A 24,023-nucleotide genomic window follows, 5' to 3' on the forward strand; every position below is an offset into this window, starting at 1 on the left:
GAATTAATGAGCACAGATCACACATATAAAACCACAGGTGAAAAATTATATATCCTGTTTAAATATTCGATCTATACGTTGCTCAGTGCCAATATATATTTTTTCTTTGTGGATGATTACGCCGCTGCGGCCCATACATTTAGTGACGGTGTAACTTTTTCAAATGTTATCGAAGCTTTCACCGCGACCATTGATACCGTCAATTGGGTCGTTTTGCTTTTGCTTTTTGAACTTGAAACCTGGGTTATATCCGACGAGGTGCTTGAGAAAAAAGGCGTAAAATGGATATTAACGGGCATAAAAACCATATGTTATGTGTTTCTTGTTTATGCCCTTTATGGGTATTTCAGTAAATTTTTCATGCTTCATGATGTTGCGCCACTGTTGGTTGATAACGTCTGTAATCTTGTTGATGGTGAATTGGCCTTTGTCGTGACAATGGATGAATATATTTATTTGACCGCCGAAAATTGCGCACAATTTACAGGACAGCAATTATTTAGCATTAACGGCCAATCTCTCTTTGGGAATGAAGAGGGGCTGTCATCCGCACAAGGACTTGCCTGGTGTGACATTATCAATGCGTCATCCTGGTTGATTGTTGTTTTCTTACTTGAGGCAGATGTATGGCTGCAGCTTAAAGGATTATATGAAGGAATGATCCTACGTGTGAGCACCATTGCAAAAATCGTTCTTTATAGTGCGCTTGTTGGGTGTGCTGTATATTGGGGTGTACTTGGAAGTTTTCTGGATTTCTGGGATGCGTTTCTTTGGATTGTTGCCTTTGTATTCATTGAAATGAATCTATTCCAATGGCATCAGGAAACAACCGAAGCCAAAGAAGCAATCGCCTAATTTAATTTTTTAATGATTTGACGTAACCCGTTTTCGGAAGCGGTAAGTTCTTATGTTCTGTCAGCAGGTCGCTTTCCGTTAAGAAACCCATTGATTCACGTATGTCAGCTTCGATTGCGCTTTTTAAACCAAACGGGTTATGGCTCTTTAGTGATTCAATGATATCGCAGTGACGATCATGGGTATAATGTTCCGGTAGCTTGGCAACAGATAATCTGTGCAAGGGACCAATTTGAAGCCAGATTTGTTCTATCATGGGCATGGTAACCGGATGCGGGTGTGCGGTATAAAGTGTTCTATGGAAAATCTGGTTGCCCAAAATAATGCCTCTAAAATCTCTGCGTTCGAATGCATCATTTTGTTTGCTGTTTAATTTTTCTAATAGGCTGAGTTTATCGCCATCGATATAAGGAAGCGCCCGTGCAGCAGCATATGATTCCAACTCAACACGAAGCTCGATTAATTCAGCGAGCCTTGCGGGCACCAAAGTGGGAACAATGATGCGTCTGTTGGATTTAATGGTCAGCGCCCCTTCGGCGGTTAATCTTTTTAATGCTTCACGGACCGGCATTGCACTGACGTCAAGTAATGCAGCAATTTGTCTTATGGTGAGAGCTTGGCTTGGCTGTAATTGCCCTGACATAATTGCAAACCGAATTGCACGATAAACCCATTCCTGTGATGTTTCATGTTCATCATATGTCAGATCATGTAGGTCGATTTCGGGAACGGATTTCATTTAACTTTACCCTCATTTACGTCATTTCCCCATAGAAGGTGATCACAAAAATATTTATCAGTCAAGAAATAATTCGATGATATCAGTGTTGAATAGTCTGATATCCCGATAAATTGCATGCAAAGAACTTGACAATTCTCAAAAATGTGATCACAATATTTTTTGTGTTTTTAAAAGATTTAACGTGATGTTGAATTTAAGGAATTAGATGCGTTTAAACGACCATATTCATAGTAACGAGTACCCCAATTCTTATTACGCTGCGACACGCAATGATCGCGGTGGTTTTTCTGTGCTTGAAAATGATGAAACGGTAGATGTTTGTATCGTTGGCGGCGGTTTTTCCGGTATCGCAACGGCACTACATTTAAGCGAACGCGGTTTCAAGGTTGCGGTCGTTGAACAAAATAAAATCGGCTGGGGCGCAACAGGACGCAACGGTGGCCATATTATTGGCGGATATGCCCATTCATTATGGGATCATCAGAAAATGGTAAAATCTTTTGGCGAAGAAGGGGGAAAAGCTGTATGGGATATGTCCGTTGAATGCGTTGAAATCATAAAGGATTGGGTCAGCAAATATAATATCGATTGCGATATGGAATTTGGCTATATCGACGTGGCCATGAACAATAAAGAATTGGATGGTTTAAAGCGCGATAATGATAAATTGGCTGACAAGGATTACGCCTATGAAACGCGCATCGTTGAAGGGGACGAACTTAAGCAATATGTGAAAAGTGATCAATATATTGGCGGTCGTATCAACATGGGGTGGGGGCAAATCCATGTGCTTAACCTCGTGTTAGGTGAGGCACGCGCAGCCGAAGGACTGGGCGCAAAAATATTCGAAGATACCGCTGTCACAGATATTATTCATGGACATAAACCAAAGGTCATTACCGAAAAAGGAACAATTACTGCGGATCATGTTGTTGTTACGGGTAACGGGTATCTTGGCAATTTAATTCCGCATCTTGCCTCACGGGTTCTGCCCGCGGGCAGTTATATTATTGGTACTGAACCATTAAGTGATGAACAAATCGCCGCAACAATTCCGTATGGATGGCCCACATGTGATCAACGTTGGGCGCTTGATTATTACAGGATTTCAGCGGATAAAAGAATGATTTTTGGCGGTCTCGCTACATATTCCGGTCGTCATCCGAACAGCATCAAATCGGTGCTTGAGCCAAAAATGCATAAGGTTTTCCCAACACTGAAAGGTGTTAAAATCGATTATGAATGGGGCGGGTATATGGGCATTGGACTTAACCGTATCCCAATGGTTGGACATTTAAGTGAAAATGTATATTACGCAACTGGTTACGGTGGTCATGGTGTTGCCCCAACCCACATGTCCGCAAAGCTGATCAGCGAGGCGATTTCCGGAAATAGTACAAGGTATGATATACTGGCATCCGTTAAACATATGCCGTTCCCGGGGGGGCGTTATCTTATGCAGCCTGCCTATGCGATTGGAATGGCGTATTACAGAATGAGGGATGCGCTGGGATGGTAACAACAACGACGACTAAAAAACCACCTGAATTTACGATGCAACATGCATCGAAATATCTTGAACGCGGTTTCAATGCTTTAATGAAAAAGGATCTAAAGGATGCGGGGGCGTGCGCCCAACTGGTCCTTAAATATATGCCGAAACTCTCGCAAGCACACTTTCTTGTGGGTTTAATTGCTCTTGAAACTGAAGATTGGAAAATAGCGTTAAGCGCATTTGGTACTGTCGTTGAAATTGATGAAAAGCATGCAGCCGCTTGGGCACAATATGCGCGCGTAATGCTAAAAATGGCAAATTATAATGGTGCTGAACAGGCCTTGAAAAAGGCGGTTGAATATGGCTCAAATGATCCGCTCGTTCAAAATGTCATTGGGACGGCTTATAATTTGCTTGGTGATCAGAAAGCGGCTTTTGAATGGTATAGTAAGGCCTGCGAGAAGAATAATTCACCGATGTTTGTTCTGAATAAAGCCAAGAGTTTAGTGTTCTTAGGTAAGATTGATGAGGCGCGCGAAGCACTTTTAAAAGTACTTTCGGTGCTTCCCAAAAATGCAGAAGCACATTGGATTTTATCAAGACTTGAGAAAGCCAAAGATACAAATCACATCAATGATATTATTAAGCTATTGGAAGATGTGGATGAAACAAGGCAGTCAACCGCATATCTTTATTATGGTCTTGCAAAAGAATATGAAGACCTTGAAATGTGGTCGGACGCATTTAAAGCATATGAAAAAGGCGCCAAGATTAAACGCGCGCATGTCCAGTATGATGAGAAGGCAGAAATTGATGCTTTTGAAACACTGCAAAAGACATTTACGAAAGAATGGCTGGAAAATATCGGCGAAGGGCATGATGCATCTTCGCCGATTTTTATTGTGGGTCAGCCACGTACTGGTACCACACTAATTGAACGTATCATTACGGCACGTGATGATGTCCATTCTGCAGGCGAACTTCAACAATTCGGCCATGCTGTAAAAAGCACGGGCGGCGCAAGAATTCCTGGAATGGTATCCAGCGAAAATGTCATTGCCGCTGCAAATGCTGACCCAAAATATTTAGGCAAATTTTATATGGAAGCAACTCGCAGTTTACGTGGCGATCTTCCTTATTTTGTTGATAAATTGCCGATCAATTATCTATATGTGCCGCTGATTGCGGCAGCGCTTCCGAATGCGAAAATCATTCATGTGAAACGTGATCCAATGGATGCGTGTTTTGCCAGTTATAAACAGCTTTTCGCAGAAGCATATTTTTATTCATACGATCAAGGTGAGATGGCGAGACATAGCATTCGCTATCAAAAATTGATGAAACATTACCGCGATATTATGGGCGACCGGATGATTGAGGTCGCTTACGAAGATGTGGTGGACAATATGGAATTTGAGGCAAGACGCCTCATTAAGTATTTGGGGCTCGAATGGCAAGATGCCAGTCTCGAGTTTCATAAGCAAAAGACTGCTGTAACTACCGCAAGTGCGACGCAGGTTAGAGAAAAAGTACACAGTCGATCTGTTGGAAAATGGCGTCGCTTCGAAAACGAACTAAAGGAAATGTACACTATTATTAGAAATTCAACCATTTAAGGGAGAAGACAATGAAAATACGAATGGGTAATAAAAGGGCCAGACTATTGGCGGGTGTTTCCGCCATATCTTTGGGCCTTGGAATGGCTGGTACGGCCACTGCGCAAGAGGCGCAGGACAGTGATCAGGGGGATGTAGAAACAATCGTTACGGTTGGTAAACGACCGGAAAATGTACTTGATGTACCGGTTGCGATGACGGCATATAATGCAGAATTCATGGACCGTGTAAATTTGGATGATGTAAAGGACCTGATTAAGTTTTCACCAGGATTTGCCGGAGACAGTAAAGACAGTTTTATCGATTTCGTTAATATCCGTGGTATTTCGACCATTGATTATGGTGTTGGTGGTGATCCATCCGTTGGTTTCTTTAAAAATAATATGTATCAGGGCCGTCAGGGTTCAGCAGTGACGTCAATGTATGATATGGAACGCGCGGAAGTGCTACGTGGGCCACAAGGTTTCCTATTTGGCCGTAATGCAATTTCCGGTGCCATTAGTTTCCATACAAAAAGACCGGATATGGAAAGTGTAAATGGCTATGTGGATCTAGGTGTTGGTGAGCGTGGCTTATGGGAAGCGGACGGTGCCATTAACCTGCCAGTGAATGAAAATTTTGCTATCCGTGTGGCGGGTTATACAAGCCATGAAGATGGTTGGATGACAAATACATTAAATGCGACAACAGCAGCAGGTAAAAAATATGGCGGCCATAAAAAATCGGCAGGCCGTTTTTCCGCAGCCATCGAAGGTGAAGGCTGGGATGCTTTTTTTGTCGCAGAATATGAAGACCGCGATCAGGATGGTACGGTTTACCGTGCACAGTCAGATGAATTTACCGATAATCTCGAAGATATATTCGGTACTGGTTGGATGCCGGATACGGATGATTTAAGATCATTTAAATCACACCTTGGGCTTGGTAATGATGATTCAGGTGAAATTGTTACTATTAATGCAGAAATTAACATTGATCTTGAATTTGCGACCTTAACATCCTTAACGGGTTTTAAAGATCATAAGTATAATTACGCCGAAAATTATGGTGGTACTGGCCTTGATATGCTTGATTATGGTCAGGAACAAGACGGTGATTATTTCGAAGAAGAGATTAGACTGGTTTCCAATACTGATGGGCCGTTAAGCTGGTATGCCGGTGCGTCATTCTATAAGGAAAATATTGATGCACTTTTCAAATCACGTTCTTCAGAAGATATCATGTGTGCTTATTATAACTATTATGGTTATGATAACTGTGCGGATTTATATGCTTATTATTCATATGCCTTTACCCCGTCAGATGGTCTAAATGAACCAAGTGCAATTATCGGTGAATATACCGGTTGGGCAGCCTATGTGAATATGGCTTACGAAGTAACAGACAAATTTGATGTTGAAGTCGGTGTTCGTTATACGAAAGATACAAAAGATTTCTCATTCAATGCATTGCCGGTTACCAGTGACCTTGGCCCATATTGGAATATCGGTTTCACAACCGATGGATATGTAAGAGAAAAAATCACATGGGATGATTATACACCGCGCTTTATTGCACGCTATAGACCCGATGATAATACCATGATTTACGGTAGTATTACCAAAGGTTATAAATCCGGCGGCTTTAATAGTTTTGGTGCTGATTTGACAGATGGTAACGGCGGTTCTGGCGTTGATGATGATTATGTCGCGCTTCCAGGTACCACACCGAATGAGTTTGGACCGGAAACAGTTTGGTCATATGAATTGGGTGTAAAGGGTAGCAACCCTGAAAATACCATTAAGTATGACTTTGCGGGTTACTATTATAAATATGAAGGATTGCAGTTTACATATTTTGACCGTAGTACCCAAACGGCAAACGTTGGTGAGGTAACATCATATGGTGTCGAAGGTACCGTTCAGGCATTCCTTGGTGAAAATGTCAATGTGATCTTATCTGGTTCCTATAACCACAACGAGATTAAAGACGCCAATTTGATTGCACCGGGCAGTGACGGAAACCGTCTTTCAGGTGCACCAAAATACAAGGGTGCATTCCTTCTTAATTATACTGCGCCGGTTACACAAACTGGTGAAGTGAATGCGTCATTTGAACTTGCTGCACAAAGCAGTCTATTTGTTGGTCTTGGCAACATTCCATCTGGTGAGATGGAAGGATGGGCTGATGCCACAGTGCGACTAGGATACGCGGATGATGCAGGTTGGTCGATCACTGCATATGTCGAAAACGTCTTTGATAAAGTTTATTATGACGGCGGCTATGAAGGTGGCGATATTCAGCCAACTGTATTCTTTGGGCCAAGTCGCCCAAGAACATTTGGCGCAAGACTGTCATATAGATTTGGCGGTAGCTGATAATCAGTGAAATATTTTGATCGAGGGCTGCTTGTTTAAGCGGCCCTTTTTCGTTGGTATTAGAGCTATTTTCAATATGTGATCACAAATTAAAAACAAACACTTGTGCTATTTGATATGAATCACTATATTTGTGATCACAAATATAGTTTATATGAAAGGGAGATGAGTTTGCCGGAAATAATTGTTCAGCATCAATGTGCTTCATTAACAGATTTGGTTGCTGCCGAAAGTTTCGGTGAACCGATAGGACCGCTGCCAAAACAAACGGATAGTTGCTTTTATGAAGAAGGCAATCTTTTTGCCGGCACATGGGAAGCAGAGCCGGGTATTTTAAAGCTTGATTTGGATTTGATGGAATTTTGTCACTTGCTGAAAGGGCATTGGAAATTAACATCAGAAGCGGGTAACGTCACAGAAATTAAGGCAGGGGATAGCTGGATCTTTCCAAAAGGATGGAAAGGCACGGCAGAAGTCATTGAAACTGTGCGTAAAGTGTATTTTATTATTGCCTGATAACGAAGGGGTTTGGGATTGAAAAATTATGACGCAATCGTCATCGGCGCGGGTCACAATGGCCTGACCAATGCAGCCTTTCTCGCAAAAGCGGGACTTGATGTTTTGGTGCTGGAAAAGAATGATTATATCGGTGGCGCGACAGTTAGTCGTGAACTGTATGAGGGATGGAAATATTCAAACTGCTCTTACGTTTGCAGTCTTTTTCGTCCGGAAATTTATCAGGCGCTGGAACTTGGTAGACATGGATTAGAAGTTGTGCCCATTCAGGGCGGCATTACTTTCATGCAAAATGGTGATTATTACGGCAACTATCATCAACATGATGTTCAGCGCCGCGAAATTGCCCGCCATTCAAAAAGGGACGCTGACGCGGCCATCCGTTTTGATGCGGATTTGATGAAATGGTGTCGATTGATCCGTGGTTTCCTGCTACGTACGCCACCAGATCCCGCGTCATTTAAAATTCGAGATGCCATGGAATTTGCGGCACTTCTTAAAGCATTTTATGAGCTAAGTGAGGAACAAATTTATGAATTTATTCGTTTCTTCACCATGTCTATCGCGGAATATTTGGATGAATATTTTGAAAGTGAAGTAATCAAGGCGCATTTCTCCGGTGGCAGTATCATTGGTACGGGACTTGGTGTTTATTCACCGGGGACGGCTTATGTGCTGCTTCATCACGCAATGGGTGATGTAGACGGAAATGTCGGATCATGGGGGTTTGCCCGTGGGGGAATGGGGTCTGTTTCCAAGGCAATCGCATCGTCTTATAAATCCCATGGCGGCGAAATAAGAAGTGGTGCCGAAGTAAAAGAGATCAAGGTTAAAGGAAATAAAGCAACGGGTGTGACCTTAGCAAACGGTGAAGAAATTAATGCCAAGGTAGTCGTTTCAAACCTGGATGCGAAACGAACTTTCCTTAATATTATGAACCCGAACGATATTCCGGATGAAGTGGTCACCAGAGCAAAGAATTTCAAAATCCGTGGTTCATCAGGGAAATTAAACATTGCTCTTGATGCGATGCCGGAATTTTCAGCGCTGCCGAAAGGGTCGCCATTAACGCTTGGGCATATGCATTTTTCAGATACGCTAGAACGGCTCGAGCGTGCATATGACGATTGGAAAGACAATAAATGGTCACAGGATCCATATGTTGATATCGTTATTCCAACACAATATGACCCGACCATGTCACCACCGGGTAAACATATGATGAGTGTCTTTGTTCAATATTGCCCATACGAAGTAGAGGGCGGCTGGACAGAAGAGAAAAAACAAGCCTTTGGTCAAACGGTGATTAATCAAATCGCAGAATATAGCCCGAATTTTAAAGATATACTGCTGCATGCGGAAATCAGAACACCAAAAGAAATAGAAGCAGAAGTCGGTCTTACCGAAGGGAATATTTTCCAAGGTGAACTGACACTTGATCAATTGATGTTTAACCGACCGTTCCCGGGGTACGCCCAATATCGGGGACCAGTGAAAAATATGTATATGTGTGGATCATCAAACCACCCGGGTGGTGGTGTGATGGGTGCGCCGGGCGCCAATGCGGCACGTGAAATCCTTCGTGATTTAAAACGAACAAATACAACGCCGGAGGATTTTGGTGATGACTAAGAAAAATGTAATTATCATTGGTGGCGGTCATAACGGTCTTGTATGTGCAACAAAACTTGCAAAAGAGGGCCATTATGTAAATGTATTAGAAGCACGTGAAACCTGTGGCGGTAGTGCAGCCAAATATGAATTCGCAAATGGGTATCATGCGCCGGGCCTTGCGAGTGTTGTGCATCCGGTTAATCCGAAAATTGCAAAATCTATTGGCCTTAAAAACATTGGAACTGCCATTGAAACCATTTCACTTGGTGAAGATGGCCGTCATTTGACGCTCGGCATTAATCAGATTTCCAGAAATGGATTATCTGAAAAGGATCAAAAGGCCTATCAGGATTTCAAAAAAGAGTTTTTAAAATATGCGAAGGCGCTTGAGCCATTAACCTTGAATAAGCCTCCACGTCTTAAAGATATGGATAATAAAGATAAATTTACGCTCGCGAAATTGGGATGGTCGCTTCGTTTCGGTCTTGGCGCATCATCCATGCGGGAATTTTTACGTGTTGGCGGTATCAATATTTATGATGTGCTTAATGAATTATTTGATGATGAACAGCTTAAAGGCGCGATCGCGTTTGATGCGGTTCTTGGTCATCAAATGGGGCCACGTACGCCAACCACAGTGCTTACATATTTGAACCGCTTGCGCGGTGAAACTTATGGCGGACAATATATACCAACCGCTGATATGGGTAATGATTATAAGGTGGCTGCCGAAAAGGCAGGTGTCAAAATCGAAACGGGAATTTCTGTTCGGAAAGTGATCATTGAAAACGGTCGTGCTGTGGGTGTTGAGCTTGAAAATGGTGAAACACGAACTGCGGATGTGGTTGTGTCCAATGCGGACGCGAAAACGACGTTTCTTGATATGGTTGGCGTTCGTGAAATGGATGCCATGTTCACACACCGCATAAGCAAAACCAGAACAAACGGTAATGTGGCCAAGCTTAATTTCGCACTATCTAAATTACCAACATTTACGGGATTGAATGAAAGTGATCTTTCAAACAGGCTGATTATTGCGCCAGACATGCGGTATATTGAGCATGCATTCAATCATTCAAAATACGGTGAAATTTCAGAAAATCCGATCATTGAAATTACGTTCCCGAGCCTTGTTGACGGATCGCTTGCATCAAACGGCGGACATGTCATGTCAGTATCGGCGAGTTTTGCGCCATATACGCTTAAAGCGGGATGGGATAAAAACAAAAGTGTATTTGCCCATAAGGTTCTTTCAACCATTGAGAAATACGCACCGGGAATTTCTGCGGATGTAAAAGCGGATGATATTTTGACGCCGGTCGATATTGAACGCGATTTTAAGTGTAAAGGCGGTTCATGGCATCAAGGTGAAATGATGATTGATCAAATGTTTATGATGCGTCCCATTCACGGAACGGCGCAATATAATACCCCAATTGATGGATTATATTTATGCGGCGCAGCAGCCCATCCGGGTGGTGGGATAACGGGAATACCCGGTCATAATGCTGCAGAGCGAATTATCAACATGGAAGGGGGTAAATAAGATGTCAGAAATGCATGATTTTAAAGAAGTCCTGAAACCAACACCTTTCCACGACCGAATTGAAAAATTAAACCTGATGAATTCATGGGCCCCTTGGGGTGGTTATAAAGTGTCAAGGGTCTTGGACAAGCTTGCCGCTGAATATTTTGCGGTACGTAGTGGCTGTTCCGTATTTGATATGACGCCCATGGAAAAATATCGCATTAAAGGACCTGATGCGCTTGAATTTTTAAACAGGTTAGTGACAAGGGATGTTTCCAATTTAAAACCGGGCCGTGTGACTTATGTCGTGTGGTGTAATGATGCGGGCCGCGTGCTTGATGATGGGACAATTTTCCACCTTGGTGATGATGGTTTCCGGCTTTGTGCAGCGCATCATCAACTTGATTGGTTGCTGTTATCAAGTATTGGTTTTGATGTCACCATCGAGGAAGAAACCCATGACGTCGCCGCTCTTTCCGTACAGGGGCCAACGTCATATTCTGTCCTGACCGAAGCCGGCATTGACGGGCTTTCGGATCTTAAGCCATTTGGTATTTTAAATACCAAACTCGGTGGCAAAGATGTCATGATTTCAAGAACCGGATTTACTGGTGACCTTGGTTATGAAGTGTGGGTTGATCCAAGTGATGCTTTAATGCTTTGGGATGCGATTTTCGGTGTTAAGGAACGCGGTCTTTATGATGTGCGGGCCATGGGGCTGGATGCACTGGAAATGGTGCGTATTGAGGCTGGGTTCCTGCTACCGGGTGATGATTTCGTTACCGCAGAAACGGCCGTTCGTTCCGGGCGTGATCGTTCGCCATTTGAGCTGGGCCTTGGATGGGCAGTGAGTTTTGATAAGCCGTATTTTACAGGGCGTAAGGCGCTTGAAAAAGAAAGAGTTACGCCAATAAAACGTAGACTTGTTAAGCTTTCAATTGAGGGTAATAAACCACCAACAGATAGTTTTCTTTATGATGGTAAAAATGGTAACCGCATTGGATCAATACGAAAAACCGTATGGTCGCCGATCATGAAACAAAATTTTGCCATGGCCGATATTGAATATCAAAATGGCAGAGTTCCAAATGAAATTTGGGCGGAAATTTATTATCAGAAAGAACTGGAATGGAAAGCCAACTGGGCTAAATGTGAAATTTCCGAAAAGCCGTTCTGGAACCCGCCAAGACGAAATCAAACCCCGCCGGGTGCATTCTAATTGCTCTCATGCTTCCGCTAGACGAAATCTATATGTTTGTTTAGCGGAAGTTCCCTTATCCGTTTACCAGTGGCTGCGAAAATGGCATTTGCAAGTGCTGGGCCGGCGGGTGGAACACTTGGTTCACCAACACCGCGTACTGTGTTTCCGTTTTCTAACCCTTTAACGATAATTTCTGGGCATTGTGCCATATTCATTCCTTGGAATGCGTGGAAATTATCTTGTTCGGGTTTGCCGTCGCTATAGGTCAGTTCACAGTTCATGGCATGTCCTAACCCCCAAACAATGCCGCCTTTCACCTGATTATCAAAGTTAACCGGATCAAGCACTTTACCGACTTCCAATGCGATATAAACCTTATCAATACGAATGCCGTCTGGTGTGTTCGTGACTTCGACGACCTCTGCTGTTGCAACACCAAATGAAAGCGTAAACGCCACACCGCGTCCACGATTTTCACCAAGTTCTGTACCCCATCCTGACATATCACGGACTGTTTCAAGAACTTTACGGGACGCATCATGCCAACAAAGGCGGATACGCTCTTCCATTGGGTCGGCGCCTGCTTCATGGATCAATTCATCAAGGAAGCAGTCATGCATAAAACCGTTTCCTGATGCACCAACGGACCGCCATGAACTGACGGGAACCATTACCGGGGCGCGGTATCCGGTTACCCGGTAATTTGGAATATCAAACGGCTGATCCCATGCGCCATCAACGATGGATTGGTCGGGTCCCGGTACGGATTGCCCCATACGCTGCATTGATGATTCAATGGTGGATGTATGGGCGATGGAAAGATCGAATGTTTCAACCCGTCCGTTATTAATCTTGCCCCGTCCTCTTGCCATGCCGATGGTTCTTGGAAAGTCATGGGTCATGTCTTCTTCACGCATCCACGTCATTTTAATCGGTACATTTTGATGTCGGATTGCCAGTTCAACGGCCTGGTGAACATAGTCATCCTCTAACCTTCTGCCAAAACTGCCACCAGAATAAAGGGCATAGACAAAAATATTTTGCTGCGAAATGCCGTAAATGCGTTCGATATTAGCCATCATGAATGTTGGTATTTGGGTGCCAGTCCAAATTTCTAGCTTTCCGCCACCATATTTCACGGTCGCGTTCATTGGCTCAAGCGGGGCGTGCGCAAGGTATGGTACTTTATATTCAGCAGTCACCAACCCACCAGTAGCAAATGATAGCTCCACATCACCATCATCACGTTTCCGGCTGTCTTGTCTTTCTTCGGTAAAGCTATCTGAAACTTGTTTCCAGATTTCCTCTTGTTCCGCGGGATATGGGGCAGGGCCCCATTCAGCCTCAACCGCATTTGCCGCTTGAAAGGCACGCCATGTATTATCGGCAATAACACCAAACCCGCCAGTGACAGGGACAATATCAATGACACCATTCATTTCACGTGCATTGGTCGCATCAAATCCGGAAAGACTGCCGCCGATGCGTGGATTGGTTTTTACAGTGGCATAAACCATGCCATCCATTTTGACATCAATACCAAATTCCTGAGTTCCCGTTGATTTGGCGGGAATATCAACACGGGTCATATCCTTGCCGATATATTTCCAGTCACGTTCCGGTCTAAGTACGACACTTTCCGGCAATGCTATTTTGGTGGCTTCTAAAGCAAGATCGCTATAAGGAATTTTTTTGCCGTCAGGTAAGATGACATTGCCATTTTCTGTTTTTAATGTGCCGATGGCAACACCATGTTTCATGGCAGCGGCCGTTTTTAATGTTTCGCGTGCGAGGGCGCCGGCGACACGTAATTTTTCATAACAGTCTGGTACCGTTGATGAACCGCCGGTGATTTGTAAGCCCATCAATTTACCAATTACGGGGCCGAGTAGCCTTGCTTTCGTCGCGAGGAAACTTTCATCAGTGGATGGGAAGCCAACGGCTTCTGCACCAACGGCCGTATTATAATAAACACCACCATTTGGCATGCCGGGATCAACGTTAATTTCATTTAAATCCACGTCGAGCTCTTCGGCGAGTAGTGCCGCCTGAATACTATAGGCACCTTGCCCAAGGTCTGCGCGTGGTGTGATTAATGTAACACCATCCTGATTGATTAACACGTAAGGGGTAATGGCCCCTTCACCGTCCCCAAGGGTATCAAGAAGTGGGTTTTTAATTGGTTTTTGATATGAATAATATCCAAAGCCAATGCCCCCGGCGATGGCAGCAGAGCCAACAAGAAATGTTCTGCGGGTGATGGTTGCAATTTTTCCCATGATTATGCCCCTCTTACCGTTTTGGCAGCCGATTTTATGGCCTCACGTATTCGGGGGTATGTGCCACAACGACAAAGGTTCGCTGACATGGCGTCATCTATGTCCCTATCAGATGGGTTTGGATTTTCATTTAATAATGATGCGGCGGTCATCATTTGACCGCCCTGGCAATATCCACATTGCGCCACCTGGTGATCAAGCCATGCTTGTTTCACGGCATTTATGGAATTTGATGAATCTTGTTCTTCAATTGTTGTAATTTCACCATCGACATCACCCACGGGCATGGAACAGGATCTGATCGGTTCCCCGTCAATATGCACGGTACAGGCGCCGCAAAAGGCGATACCGCAACCATATTTAGGGCCCGTAATGCCAAGCTCATCCCTTAATACCCAAAGAAGCGGCATGTCTTCTTCAACGTTGACTTCATACTTGCGACGGTTGATGGTTAAAATCATTTGGAATAATCCCTTTAAACATTTTATACATAGGATATCACCAATATAACTTTACTTTACGGTTAAGTAAAGTTATATTGCATCTGTCACATGAATATTGGGATCATATTATGAATAAAAAGGCGCAGGCAACAAGAAACAGAATTATTGATGCTGCCATACATTGTTATGCTGAACTTGGCGTTCAGGGTTCATCAATGGATATCATAGCAGAGCAGGCTGGTGCAACCAAGCCTACTTTGTATGCGCATTTCGGATCAAAAGATAATTTGTTTGAAGCGGTTCTCGCCAAAATGACGGAAGAACTTATTGAAGAAGATAATTTTTCTTATGATCCAACCATTGAACCGGTTACGCAGTTAATTGCCATTTTTAACCGTCATATGGAGCGTTCTTTAAATCAGGATATCTTAAAATTTTATCGTGCATTACTGATTGAAACCATCAGGCGCGATGAAGATGTACCAGGTTATGACAATTCAAGAAAAGAAATGCTCTTAAGAAAATGGTTTAGTGATGCGCGCGAAGACGGCGTAATTGATGTGGATGATATTGAAACCACAACCAATAATTTACTCGCGATCATTAGTGGGCGTTTTTATTTTCCGTTAATCATGGGCATTAAGCATTTTACAAAAGAAGAATTAGAAAAAGAAATGGCCAAATCAATTGAAACATTTCTTTGGGCATTACTAAATTAAATTTTAGGAGTAGTGAATGACAGATGAGATAAAATCATTTCAAAGCAAACGTGATTTCTTACAATCACTAGGCGTAATTGGGGGATCAGCAGCCGTTTATACGGCGATGCAGGGCATGGGAATAGCCAAGGCAGCAACATCCGAAAAGCCACCGGTTATGAACACAGAAGCAAACGGTAAAAAAGTCATTATTCTCGGCGCTGGTCTTTCCGGAATGGCGATGGCTTATGAAATGACGAAAAAGGGCTATGATTGTAAAATCATTGAGGCCCGCTCATTTGTCGGCGGTCGTTGTCAATCCGCACGAAAAGGAACGGTTCTTCAGGAAGTGGGCGGTGAAACACAAGTCTGCCGCTTTGAAGATGATCAATATTTAAACATTGGCCCATGGCGCATTCCTGCGGAACATAAGCCAACTATTCATTATTGTCATGAATTGGGTGTGCCGCTTGAACCGATGCTTAATGAAAGTAATCATGCGTTACTATATTCAGAAAATATTGAAGGCTCGCTTAAAGGAAAACGGATCAAACAAATTGATGCGAAAATTGACAGGCAAGGCTATATTTCTGAATTACTTGCCAAGGCAGCTAGCGGCGGAAAACTTGATGATGAATTAAATGAAGAAGATGTTGAAGGATTACTTGATTATCTGAAAAGTACGGGACTGCTAAGCCGCAAAGAGCTTAATTACCGTGCTAATCGTGCCCGTGGTCATTCAGAATATCCTGGAGCGGGACTTGATGGCGGTAAACTGTCAGAACCATTTGCATTATCAGATATCTTAAAAGTGAAACTGGCTGCGCTTTATCACACAGCAGATCATCCTGCAGGTATGTTTCAAGTAAAAGGTGGAATGGATCAAATTGCTTTCGCATTTGAAGATAATCTACCGAATGGCATAATCAGTTTTAATTCTGAAGTGACAGATATCTATCATGATGATGAAAAGGTAAGAATTACTTATAAAGATACAAAGACGGATACTGAAAAAGCTATCGAAGGTGATTTTGTTATTTCTACAATACCATATCCTGTACTTACCAAAATTCCCACGAATTTTAGTCAGGAACTAACCGATGCATTAAAAACGGCACGTACAGCGCCAGCTTATAAAATCGGCCTTCAGTTTGATAATCGTTTCTGGGAAAAGGACGAAATGATTTATGGTGGTTCGTCTTATTCCGATCTGGAACATCACGGTGAAACCAGCTATCCATCCAGTGATCTTCATGGTGATAAAGGGGTTATTCTTGCGAACTATATTTTTGCGTTTGCAGGTTCGGTTGTGCTTAGTAACATGACGCTTAACGAGCGAATTGAACACGCCCTTAATATTGGTGAAAAATTGCACCCGGGTAAATACCGAAAATATTATAATGGTAATGCTGTTTCCTATTCCTGGCATAAAGATAAATATGCATTAGGTGGTGCTGCAGGCTGGTTTGGCCGCGGCATCAGAAAAAATCTTCCAACAATCCTTAAAGGCGAAAAACGTGTACTCTTTGGCGGTGATGGTGCATCGCCATATAATGTAGGCTGGATGGTCGGTGCATTTGAAAGCGCGTGGATGGTTATGAAGGAACTCGATAAACGTGCTGCTCAAATGTAAGTGTTTTTAAGCTAATATAAAAATTAAGAAAATGCCCCTTATGGGGCATTTTTTATTTGTTGGGGAAATTTTTTAGGTATATCGTCTTATTAACCGGGGGAGGCCCAATGGACATATATTTAATCGTTAAAACCATTCACATTATATCCGCAACTATACTTTTCGGGACGGGAATGGGCATTGCATTTTTTATGTTTTGTTCGCATTTTTCCGACAATCTATTTCAAAAATATTATGCCGCAAAAAATACGGTTTTGGCCGATTACATCTTCACATTACCAGCTGTAATCATACAGCCTATTAGTGGCATATGGTTGATCATGGAAATGGGGTATGATTATTTTGAGTTTTGGTTACTTGCGACCTATATCATTTATATTGTTGCTGGTATTTGTTGGTCACCTGTGGTTTGGATACAAATCGAGCTAAAGAAAATGATTGCCATCGCGATTAAGGATAAAACTGAATTACCGCAAAGATATGATCGATTATTCAGAATTTGGTTTTTGTTAGGATGGCCGGCGTTCATTGGTCTCGTGGCGGTATTTTTCTTGATGGTCTTTAAACCGGTATGAGCGAGCCAATATTTAAATCAATTTTCGGTGAATGTTGGGATGACTTACCTGCGGTTATGAAGAAACATTATGCCAATACGCCTTTTAGTTCTGATGTTACCAAAACGTCAGGCTTGATGAAGGTGGAAGGGTCAAAAATCTGGTCGCTATTATCACCATTTGCAAGATTGTTTGGTTTATTGGTTCCTTTTACTGGCAACAATATTCCTGTTACGGTTGCTTTTAGGTCGGCCCCTGAAAATAATCATTTCGTATTTGATCGCATTTTTCAATTTCCAGATAAAAAGCCCTATCAATTTTATTCCACATTACATCCAATCGGAAAAAGTGAAGTCATAGAAGTAATGAAACTTGGCATTGGGTGGAAATGCGAATTTAAATGGGATGGCAGCAAAGTGTTGCTATTACATAAAGGATACTGCCTTAAATTATTTGGTAAATTTATTCCTTTACCAATCGGCTTTCTTTTTGGAAAAGGGTATGCGGAAGAAAAGGCAATTGATGATGATCATTTTCATATGATGATGGAAGTTGTTCATCCATGGTGGGGAAAAATTTTGGGCTATAGCGGTACTTTTAAAATGTTAAATGGTAATACAATATGACCAAACGCGTGTTGATCATTGGCGGGTATGGCAATTTTGGTTCATATATTGCCAAAACATTGGCAAAGGATGATTTGCAAATCATCATTGGCGGCAGGTCTAAGATAAAATGTCTAGATTTCATTGAGGGAGTTGATGATTTTAAACATCCACTGGAATATTCCATTTTTGATATAACCATCTCGATCCCATTTGCGGAAATTACACCTGATATTGTTATTCACACGTCTGGCCCTTATCAGGAACAAGGATATGATGTCGCAAAATTATGTATTGAATATGGCTGTCATTATATTGATCTGGCGGATGGTCGAGAATTTGTTGCTAACATTCATAAACTTGATGAGAAGGCAAAATCAAGTGGAGTTTCGGTGATAAGCGGGGCAAGTTCGGTGCCTTGTCTTTCATCCGCGATTATCGAAAAATATAAAGATGAATTCGAGTATTTGGAAGAAATCGAATACGGCATTGCAACAGCGCAACAAACCAATCGCGGCCTTGCAACAACAGCATCGATTTTAAACTATACGGGTAAGCCGTTTAAAACACTTATCAATGGGAAAATGGAAACGGTATATGGATGGCAAGATTTAAGTTTCCATAAGTATCCTGAATTCGGTTACAGGGCACTTGGTAACTGTGAAATTCCGGATCTTGAATTATTTCCTAAAATATATCCTAACCTTAAAACGGTAAGATTTTATGCGGGTACTGAAATTACATTTCTTCATATAGGATTGTGGTTACTTTCATGGTTCGTGCGTTTAAGAATTTTTAAGAGCCTTCGACCTGCTGCGAAATTATTTGTTAATATTGCCAATAAATTTGATTGGATCGGAAGCAGCAATAGCGCGTTCCATATGATTTTAAAGGGTAAAGGCAAAGAGAATGAAAATAAATCTGAAAAGGTTTATATCCTTGCAAAAGAAGGGGACGGTCCCTTTATACCGTGCGCCCCTGCTATCATTCTTGCCAGAAAAATTGCATTCGGACTAATGGAAAAATCTGGTGCAATGCCCTGTGTTGGCCTAATCGATCTGGATGAATATATGTCGGAATTGAAAGATTTGAATATCAAGTTGATCTGCGAATAATATTGATATTGAAGATTCTCATGGAATTGCTACATTACCCGAGCAAATAAAGGGATTCTCTTAAGAGAAGAAACGAGCCAAATAGTATAATGAACCTGAATAAATTAAACCGTACCATTCATAACTGGGTGTCAATTTTTATCGCGCTTCCGTTATTGTTGATCATTGTTTCTGGGTTATTTCTGCAACTGAAGAAAGATTTTGAATGGATACAGCCGTCTAGCGTTCGTGGTGAAAGTGATGCGCTTCCCGTGGTTTCCCATGAAGCATTATTGGCCGCCGCGACCAGTATCCCGCAAACTGCAGGAATGAAGTGGTCGGAATTTGACCGCATCGATTATAAAGTCGATCGCGGCATGGTAAAATTTATGACTGTTGATGGTTGGGAAGTGCAGGTTGATACCACCAATGCAAAGGTTCTATCTGTTGCAGAACGCCGTTCTGATTTCTTTGAAAAACTTCATGATGGTTCTTATTTTGGTGATTTTGCCAAATATTACATAATTTTACCGACAGGCATTATTCTGTTTGTTCTTTGGATTACGGGGCTGTGGATGTTTATTTATCCCTATATTAAAAAAGCAGCAAACAAGAAAAGAAAAGCACGATTAGCAGCAGAAAAGAAACAATAATGGCCATAGATTTTCACGCACATTTTATCGCACCGAAATTAATGGAAATGCTCGAAGCACGTGATAGTGACCCGCGTATTACGCACCCTGAAAGTGGATCACTTTATCATATGCCGATAAGCACGCTTCCATATTCGAGTGCCTATTATGATGCTGATGAACGTATAGAATATATGGATCACATTGGTATGGAAAAACAGGTCATTTCATTGCCTGGATTACTTGGAATAGATTATTTGCCGATTGATCAATCCTTGCCAATGATTAAAGCCAGCAACGATGGCATTGCGGACGCATGTAATAAATATCCGGATCGTCTTGTTCCACTTGCTGCCGTTCCGCTCGCGGATCAGCAAGCCATGTTGGATGAATTAAAAAGATGCGTGGAAGATCTGGGTTTTATTGGTGCTATACTTCCAAACAATGCATTTCTGTCACTGGAATATGCACGTGAATTAGCGCCGCTTTTTGAATATGCCAATGAAAAGAAGCTTCATTTCTTTATCCATCCGGGATGGCGTGCCGATGAATATCCGGTCCTTGATACAAGGCCAAAAGATGATCCGGATGAACTTCTAATTGCCCGCGGTGCATTGGGTGTCCAGCATAGTGTTTCGCTTGCGTTAATCACACTGCTTTATACTGATTTCTTGGATCAATATCCGAATATGACAACACATATTGCCAATCTTGGCGGAACATTTCCAATGGTGGTTGAACGTATGCATCATACAGTGGAAGCGCGTTTCCCTGATGCCAAAATGCCATCAAGCCGCAAAGACAATCTTTATGTTGATACGTCATCATTAGGATCACGTGCCGTTGAACTGGCTGCTGAAATTTATGGGGCCGATAAGTTGATTGTTGGAACGGATACGCCGATCTTTTCCGGTGAAACTGGTTTGAACGTAATCAAGGAAAGCAGGCTTTCTGATGATGATAAGGAACTTATCCTTCGCTCTAATGCATTGAAATTACTATCAAAATGATTTTTTAACAATCCTTTCACGACAACGTGAATTGTTGATTTCGCGTATAAATGGTATAATAAGTCGATTTTTCCTGTTTAATGATCGGGAGATTGCTTGTTCACTTTTGTTAGAAATATATTCATATTTTTTGGGTTACTGGCTTTATCAGCTTGTAGCACGAATACGTTTGAATATTCGTATACCGCTTCCTATTCAGAACAAACATTATTGGATGGTTATTTAATACTCGGTAAAAAACTTGAGGATAGCGACCTACCTGAAACGGATATTTTAACCGTCACACCGGAAATGGAAAAATTTCTTACCGATGAATTGGGTAAAGTTAATGGGGACGCTAATAAAGCGAGAAAGTTATCGAAAGCGATTTTCGATGAAAAGAGTTTAGGGCTTATTTATGATCCCAAATTAACATACACTGCAAATGAAGCCTTTATTAAAGGGTATGGAAACTGTCTTTCGTTCAGCTATTTATATTCTGTTTTGGCCCGTAGATTAGGGCTCGATATTCAATTCCAAGAAATTCATATTTTGCCGGAATGGGATTACGCCAGTGATGATATTTATGTGGAAAACAAGCATGTAAATATTCGTGTAAAGGTTTCCGGAAACCCTGATTTAATTGTCGATATTGATGAAGTGCTTCCTGAACGCCAGCTTGACTATACATTGTTATCCAAAAATGATGTTGAAGCCCTGTATTACGGAAATATTGGGGCCGAATATTTAATCAATAATGATTTTCAAACGGCTTTTAAATATTTCGTCAAAGCCATAAAGATGGACCCGGATAATTCATCATACTGGGCAAATCTTGGTGTGCTTTATCGTCGGGCAGGCTATAATAAAACTGCTGAAAAGTCATACTTCAAGGCGCTTTCATTAAATAGCCAAGATAAAGCGACGTTAAATAACCTTTCTTTTATGTACCGTGAATTAGGGGAAAACGAAAAGGCCGATTATTTTGGTAACCTTGTAAAAAAATACCAGAATAAGAACCCTTATTTCAGGTATGTAAAAGCAAAAAAAGCAATGGAAGAAAATTTATATGACCTCGCGATGGATCATATAAATCAGGCCATTAAAAGAAAGGAACAGGAACCACGCTTTCATGAATTGAAAAGTCAGATTTATGCAAGGGTTGGAAACCTACGCGAAGCACAAAAAGCGCTTCGCGTTGCTGAAAATTTAAAATCAGAAGCTATATGATTATTTCATTCTGTTCTTAATTAAATCATCCACAACTGATGGGTCAGCCAAGGTTGATGTATCACCGAGATTTGAATAATCATTTTCGGCAATTTTTCTTAAAATTCTGCGCATGATTTTTCCTGAACGGGTTTTCGGTAATCCCGGCGCAAATTGAATATGATCAGGCGATGCAATCGGTCCGATTTCTTTTCTTACCCAGCCGACCAATTCTTTACGAAGTTCATCTGATGGATCATTCCCTGCCATTAAGGTCACATAGGCATATATGCCTTGCCCTTTAATATCATGTGGGAAACCGACAACGGCTGATTCTGCAACCATTTCATGGGCAACGAGGGCACTTTCGACCTCGGCTGTACCCATGCGGTGGCCGGATACGTTAATGACGTCATCCACACGTCCTGTGATCCAGTAATAACCATCTGCATCACGGCGGCATCCATCGCCAGTGAAATATTTACCGTCATATGTGGAAAAATAAGTTTGAATGAAACGTTCGTGATCACCATAAACGGTTCTCATTTGCCCGGGCCAGCTTTCAGTAATACAAAGATTACCTTCTGTTTCGCCCTCAAGAACGTTGCCGTCATTATCAACAAGCTGTGGCTGAATACCGAAAAATGGTCTTGTTGCGGACCCCGGTTTCAAGGCTGTGGCACCAGGTAGCGGCGTAATCATAATGCCGCCGGTTTCCGTTTGCCACCATGTGTCGACGATGGGACATTTTTCATTACCGACAACATGATAATACCATTCCCATGCTTCCGGGTTAATGGGTTCACCAACAGAACCAAGTAATCTTAACGAAGTTAAGTCGCATTTTTTCACAAATTCATCACCAGCACCCATTAAGGCACGGATTGCAGTTGGCGCTGTATAGAAAATGTTGACCTTATGTTTTTCACAAACCTGCCAGAAACGTGATGCATCTGGATAGGTAGGCACCCCTTCAAATACAAGCGTGGTTGCACCGTTTGCCAGTGGCCCATAAACGATATAACTGTGCCCCGTGACCCAGCCAACATCAGCCGTACACCAGTAAATATCGCCTTCCTGATAATCAAAAACATATTTATGGGTAAGGCTAGCGTAAACCAGATATCCACCAGTTGTATGAAGAACGCCTTTGGGTTTTCCTGTTGATCCAGATGTATAAAGAATGAAAAGCGGGTCTTCCGCGTTCATTTCTTCTGCCGGGCAATCTGTGTCCACTTTTTCTGCTGCTTCGCGGTACCAAACATCACGTCCTTCGGTAAATCCGACGTTGCCGCCTGTTGCCTTTACAACGATCACTTTTGATACGGATGTTTCCGGATTTTCAAGTGCTTTATCGACATTATTTTTTAATGGGATTGCTTTATTACCGCGCATTCCTTCGTCTGCTGTGATGACAATATGGCTGTCACAGTCAATGATACGTCCGGCAAGCGCATCTGGTGAAAAACCACCAAAAACCACCGAATGGATAGCGCCGATGCGTGCACAAGCCAGCATGGCATAGACGGCTTCAGGTATCATCGGCATATAAAGGGTGATACGGTCCCCTTTTTTAGCGCCACTAGTTTTCAATACGTTAGCGAAACGACATACTTCTTCAAACAGTTTTTTGTAGGTAATATGTTCAGAAACGGATGGATCATCCCCTTCAAAAATGATCGCGGTTTGGTCACCGCGTGTTTCCAAATGACGGTCGACACAGTTCACACAAACATTAAGGCTTCCGTCACCATACCATTTGATATGTAAATCTTGTTTATCATATGACACGTCACTGATTTCGGTAAATGGCTTGATCCAATCAATGCGTTGTCCCATATCAGACCAAAATTCTTTCGGATCCGAAACAGATTTTTCATATAACTCTATATACTGATCATTATTGATTAATGCATGATCCGCGACTGATTGATCAACCGGATATGTTTTATGTTCTGACATT

Annotated in this window: 20 protein-coding genes; 16 read left to right on the forward strand and 4 right to left on the reverse strand. The window is 42.2% G+C overall.

Going from position 1 to position 24,023, the window contains the following annotated elements; translation table 11 throughout:
* The first annotated feature begins 6 nt into the window (after positions 1 to 6).
* On the forward strand, positions 7 to 855 hold the full coding sequence (locus KW060_RS01060; RefSeq protein WP_249036624.1) for a hypothetical protein: 849 nt from the start codon (positions 7 to 9) through the stop codon (positions 853 to 855).
* Between the two features lies 1 nt (position 856).
* Here KW060_RS01060 and KW060_RS01065 read toward each other — a convergent pair whose 3' ends face one another.
* Positions 857 to 1,594, reverse strand: coding sequence for a GntR family transcriptional regulator (locus KW060_RS01065; protein WP_249036625.1), 738 nt, complete (start codon positions 1,592 to 1,594; stop codon positions 857 to 859).
* A gap of 208 nt (positions 1,595 to 1,802) precedes the next feature.
* On the opposite strand from KW060_RS01065, the gene KW060_RS01070 reads away from it, so the two are divergent.
* The 7 genes from KW060_RS01070 to KW060_RS01100 all read left to right on the forward strand — a co-directional run bounded on the left by KW060_RS01070 (position 1,803) and on the right by KW060_RS01100 (position 11,942).
* On the forward strand, positions 1,803 to 3,116 hold the full coding sequence (locus KW060_RS01070) for an NAD(P)/FAD-dependent oxidoreductase (RefSeq protein ID WP_249036626.1): 1,314 nt from the start codon (positions 1,803 to 1,805) through the stop codon (positions 3,114 to 3,116).
* The gene (locus KW060_RS01075; RefSeq protein WP_249036627.1) at positions 3,110 to 4,708 is read left to right on the forward strand and encodes a tetratricopeptide repeat-containing sulfotransferase family protein; all 1,599 of its coding nucleotides are present in this window, start codon (positions 3,110 to 3,112) and stop codon (positions 4,706 to 4,708) included. The genes KW060_RS01070 and KW060_RS01075 overlap by 7 nt, the downstream gene beginning before the upstream one ends.
* Positions 4,709 to 4,719: 11 nt before the next feature.
* Positions 4,720 to 7,065, forward strand: coding sequence for a TonB-dependent receptor (locus tag KW060_RS01080; protein WP_249036628.1), 2,346 nt, complete (start codon positions 4,720 to 4,722; stop codon positions 7,063 to 7,065).
* A gap of 171 nt (positions 7,066 to 7,236) precedes the next feature.
* Entirely contained in the window at positions 7,237 to 7,581 is a 345-nt protein-coding gene (locus KW060_RS01085) for a cupin domain-containing protein (protein WP_249036629.1), read from the forward strand.
* Between the two features lie 18 nt (positions 7,582 to 7,599).
* The gene (locus KW060_RS01090) at positions 7,600 to 9,213 is read left to right on the forward strand and encodes a phytoene desaturase family protein (protein ID WP_249036630.1); all 1,614 of its coding nucleotides are present in this window, start codon (positions 7,600 to 7,602) and stop codon (positions 9,211 to 9,213) included.
* The gene (locus tag KW060_RS01095) at positions 9,206 to 10,741 is read left to right on the forward strand and encodes a phytoene desaturase family protein (RefSeq protein WP_249036631.1); all 1,536 of its coding nucleotides are present in this window, start codon (positions 9,206 to 9,208) and stop codon (positions 10,739 to 10,741) included. The genes KW060_RS01090 and KW060_RS01095 overlap by 8 nt, the downstream gene beginning before the upstream one ends.
* A gap of 1 nt (position 10,742) precedes the next feature.
* On the forward strand, positions 10,743 to 11,942 hold the full coding sequence (locus KW060_RS01100; protein ID WP_249036632.1) for an aminomethyl transferase family protein: 1,200 nt from the start codon (positions 10,743 to 10,745) through the stop codon (positions 11,940 to 11,942).
* 17 nt (positions 11,943 to 11,959) lie between these two features.
* Here KW060_RS01100 and KW060_RS01105 read toward each other — a convergent pair whose 3' ends face one another.
* Positions 11,960 to 14,203 (reverse strand): xanthine dehydrogenase family protein molybdopterin-binding subunit, encoded by a 2,244-nt coding sequence (locus KW060_RS01105; protein WP_249036633.1) that lies wholly within the window; start codon positions 14,201 to 14,203, stop codon positions 11,960 to 11,962.
* 2 nt (positions 14,204 to 14,205) lie between these two features.
* Positions 14,206 to 14,664, reverse strand: a complete 459-nt coding sequence (locus KW060_RS01110) for a (2Fe-2S)-binding protein (protein ID WP_249036634.1) — start codon at positions 14,662 to 14,664, stop codon at positions 14,206 to 14,208.
* 110 nt (positions 14,665 to 14,774) lie between these two features.
* Here KW060_RS01110 and KW060_RS01115 point away from each other — a divergent pair, with 110 nt between their 5' ends.
* The 8 genes from KW060_RS01115 to KW060_RS01150 all read left to right on the forward strand — a co-directional run bounded on the left by KW060_RS01115 (position 14,775) and on the right by KW060_RS01150 (position 22,081).
* Positions 14,775 to 15,365, forward strand: coding sequence for a TetR/AcrR family transcriptional regulator (locus KW060_RS01115; protein WP_249036635.1), 591 nt, complete (start codon positions 14,775 to 14,777; stop codon positions 15,363 to 15,365).
* Positions 15,366 to 15,381: 16 nt separating this feature from the next.
* Positions 15,382 to 16,977 (forward strand): flavin monoamine oxidase family protein, encoded by a 1,596-nt coding sequence (locus tag KW060_RS01120; protein ID WP_249036636.1) that lies wholly within the window; start codon positions 15,382 to 15,384, stop codon positions 16,975 to 16,977.
* Positions 16,978 to 17,084: 107 nt separating this feature from the next.
* A complete protein-coding gene (locus KW060_RS01125) occupies positions 17,085 to 17,552 on the forward strand; it encodes a DUF2269 family protein (RefSeq protein WP_249036637.1) in 468 nt (155 codons plus the stop codon).
* Positions 17,549 to 18,157 carry a DUF4166 domain-containing protein gene (locus tag KW060_RS01130; RefSeq protein ID WP_249036638.1) on the forward strand — a complete coding sequence of 203 codons (609 nt, stop codon included), beginning with the start codon at positions 17,549 to 17,551 and terminating at the stop codon, positions 18,155 to 18,157. Before KW060_RS01125 ends, KW060_RS01130 begins: the two co-directional genes overlap by 4 nt.
* Positions 18,154 to 19,251 carry a saccharopine dehydrogenase family protein gene (locus KW060_RS01135; protein ID WP_249036639.1) on the forward strand — a complete coding sequence of 366 codons (1,098 nt, stop codon included), beginning with the start codon at positions 18,154 to 18,156 and terminating at the stop codon, positions 19,249 to 19,251. Before KW060_RS01130 ends, KW060_RS01135 begins: the two co-directional genes overlap by 4 nt.
* A gap of 89 nt (positions 19,252 to 19,340) precedes the next feature.
* Positions 19,341 to 19,883: a PepSY-associated TM helix domain-containing protein gene (locus KW060_RS01140; protein ID WP_249036640.1), complete on the forward strand. Its 543-nt coding sequence runs from the start codon at positions 19,341 to 19,343 to the stop codon at positions 19,881 to 19,883.
* On the forward strand, positions 19,883 to 20,872 hold the full coding sequence (locus KW060_RS01145) for an amidohydrolase family protein (protein ID WP_249036641.1): 990 nt from the start codon (positions 19,883 to 19,885) through the stop codon (positions 20,870 to 20,872). The genes KW060_RS01140 and KW060_RS01145 overlap by 1 nt, the downstream gene beginning before the upstream one ends.
* 96 nt (positions 20,873 to 20,968) lie before the next feature.
* Positions 20,969 to 22,081: a tetratricopeptide repeat protein gene (locus KW060_RS01150; protein WP_249036642.1), complete on the forward strand. Its 1,113-nt coding sequence runs from the start codon at positions 20,969 to 20,971 to the stop codon at positions 22,079 to 22,081.
* On the opposite strand, the gene acs is transcribed toward KW060_RS01150, so the two are convergent.
* Positions 22,082 to 24,022 (reverse strand): acetate--CoA ligase, encoded by a 1,941-nt coding sequence (gene acs / locus KW060_RS01155; protein WP_249036643.1) that lies wholly within the window; start codon positions 24,020 to 24,022, stop codon positions 22,082 to 22,084.
* Position 24,023: the final 1 nt, after the last annotated feature.

The sequence above is a fragment of the Pseudemcibacter aquimaris genome (genome assembly GCF_028869115.1).
Taxonomy (GTDB): Bacteria; Pseudomonadota; Alphaproteobacteria; order Sphingomonadales; family Emcibacteraceae; genus Pseudemcibacter; species Pseudemcibacter aquimaris.

Coding starts and splice junctions, on each gene's coding strand:
- KW060_RS01060 (WP_249036624.1), top strand. CDS start 7: ATGAGCACAGATCACACATATAAAACCACAGGTGAAAAATTATATATC.
- KW060_RS01065 (WP_249036625.1), bottom strand. CDS start 1,594: ATGAAATCCGTTCCCGAAATCGACCTACATGATCTGACATATGATGAA.
- KW060_RS01070 (WP_249036626.1), top strand. CDS start 1,803: ATGCGTTTAAACGACCATATTCATAGTAACGAGTACCCCAATTCTTAT.
- KW060_RS01075 (WP_249036627.1), top strand. CDS start 3,110: ATGGTAACAACAACGACGACTAAAAAACCACCTGAATTTACGATGCAA.
- KW060_RS01080 (WP_249036628.1), top strand. CDS start 4,720: ATGAAAATACGAATGGGTAATAAAAGGGCCAGACTATTGGCGGGTGTT.
- KW060_RS01095 (WP_249036631.1), top strand. CDS start 9,206: ATGACTAAGAAAAATGTAATTATCATTGGTGGCGGTCATAACGGTCTT.
- KW060_RS01100 (WP_249036632.1), top strand. CDS start 10,743: ATGTCAGAAATGCATGATTTTAAAGAAGTCCTGAAACCAACACCTTTC.
- KW060_RS01105 (WP_249036633.1), bottom strand. CDS start 14,203: ATGGGAAAAATTGCAACCATCACCCGCAGAACATTTCTTGTTGGCTCT.
- KW060_RS01110 (WP_249036634.1), bottom strand. CDS start 14,664: ATGATTTTAACCATCAACCGTCGCAAGTATGAAGTCAACGTTGAAGAA.
- KW060_RS01115 (WP_249036635.1), top strand. CDS start 14,775: ATGAATAAAAAGGCGCAGGCAACAAGAAACAGAATTATTGATGCTGCC.
- KW060_RS01120 (WP_249036636.1), top strand. CDS start 15,382: ATGACAGATGAGATAAAATCATTTCAAAGCAAACGTGATTTCTTACAA.
- KW060_RS01125 (WP_249036637.1), top strand. CDS start 17,085: ATGGACATATATTTAATCGTTAAAACCATTCACATTATATCCGCAACT.
- KW060_RS01130 (WP_249036638.1), top strand. CDS start 17,549: ATGAGCGAGCCAATATTTAAATCAATTTTCGGTGAATGTTGGGATGAC.
- KW060_RS01135 (WP_249036639.1), top strand. CDS start 18,154: ATGACCAAACGCGTGTTGATCATTGGCGGGTATGGCAATTTTGGTTCA.
- KW060_RS01140 (WP_249036640.1), top strand. CDS start 19,341: ATGAACCTGAATAAATTAAACCGTACCATTCATAACTGGGTGTCAATT.
- KW060_RS01145 (WP_249036641.1), top strand. CDS start 19,883: ATGGCCATAGATTTTCACGCACATTTTATCGCACCGAAATTAATGGAA.
- acs (WP_249036643.1), bottom strand. CDS start 24,022: ATGTCAGAACATAAAACATATCCGGTTGATCAATCAGTCGCGGATCAT.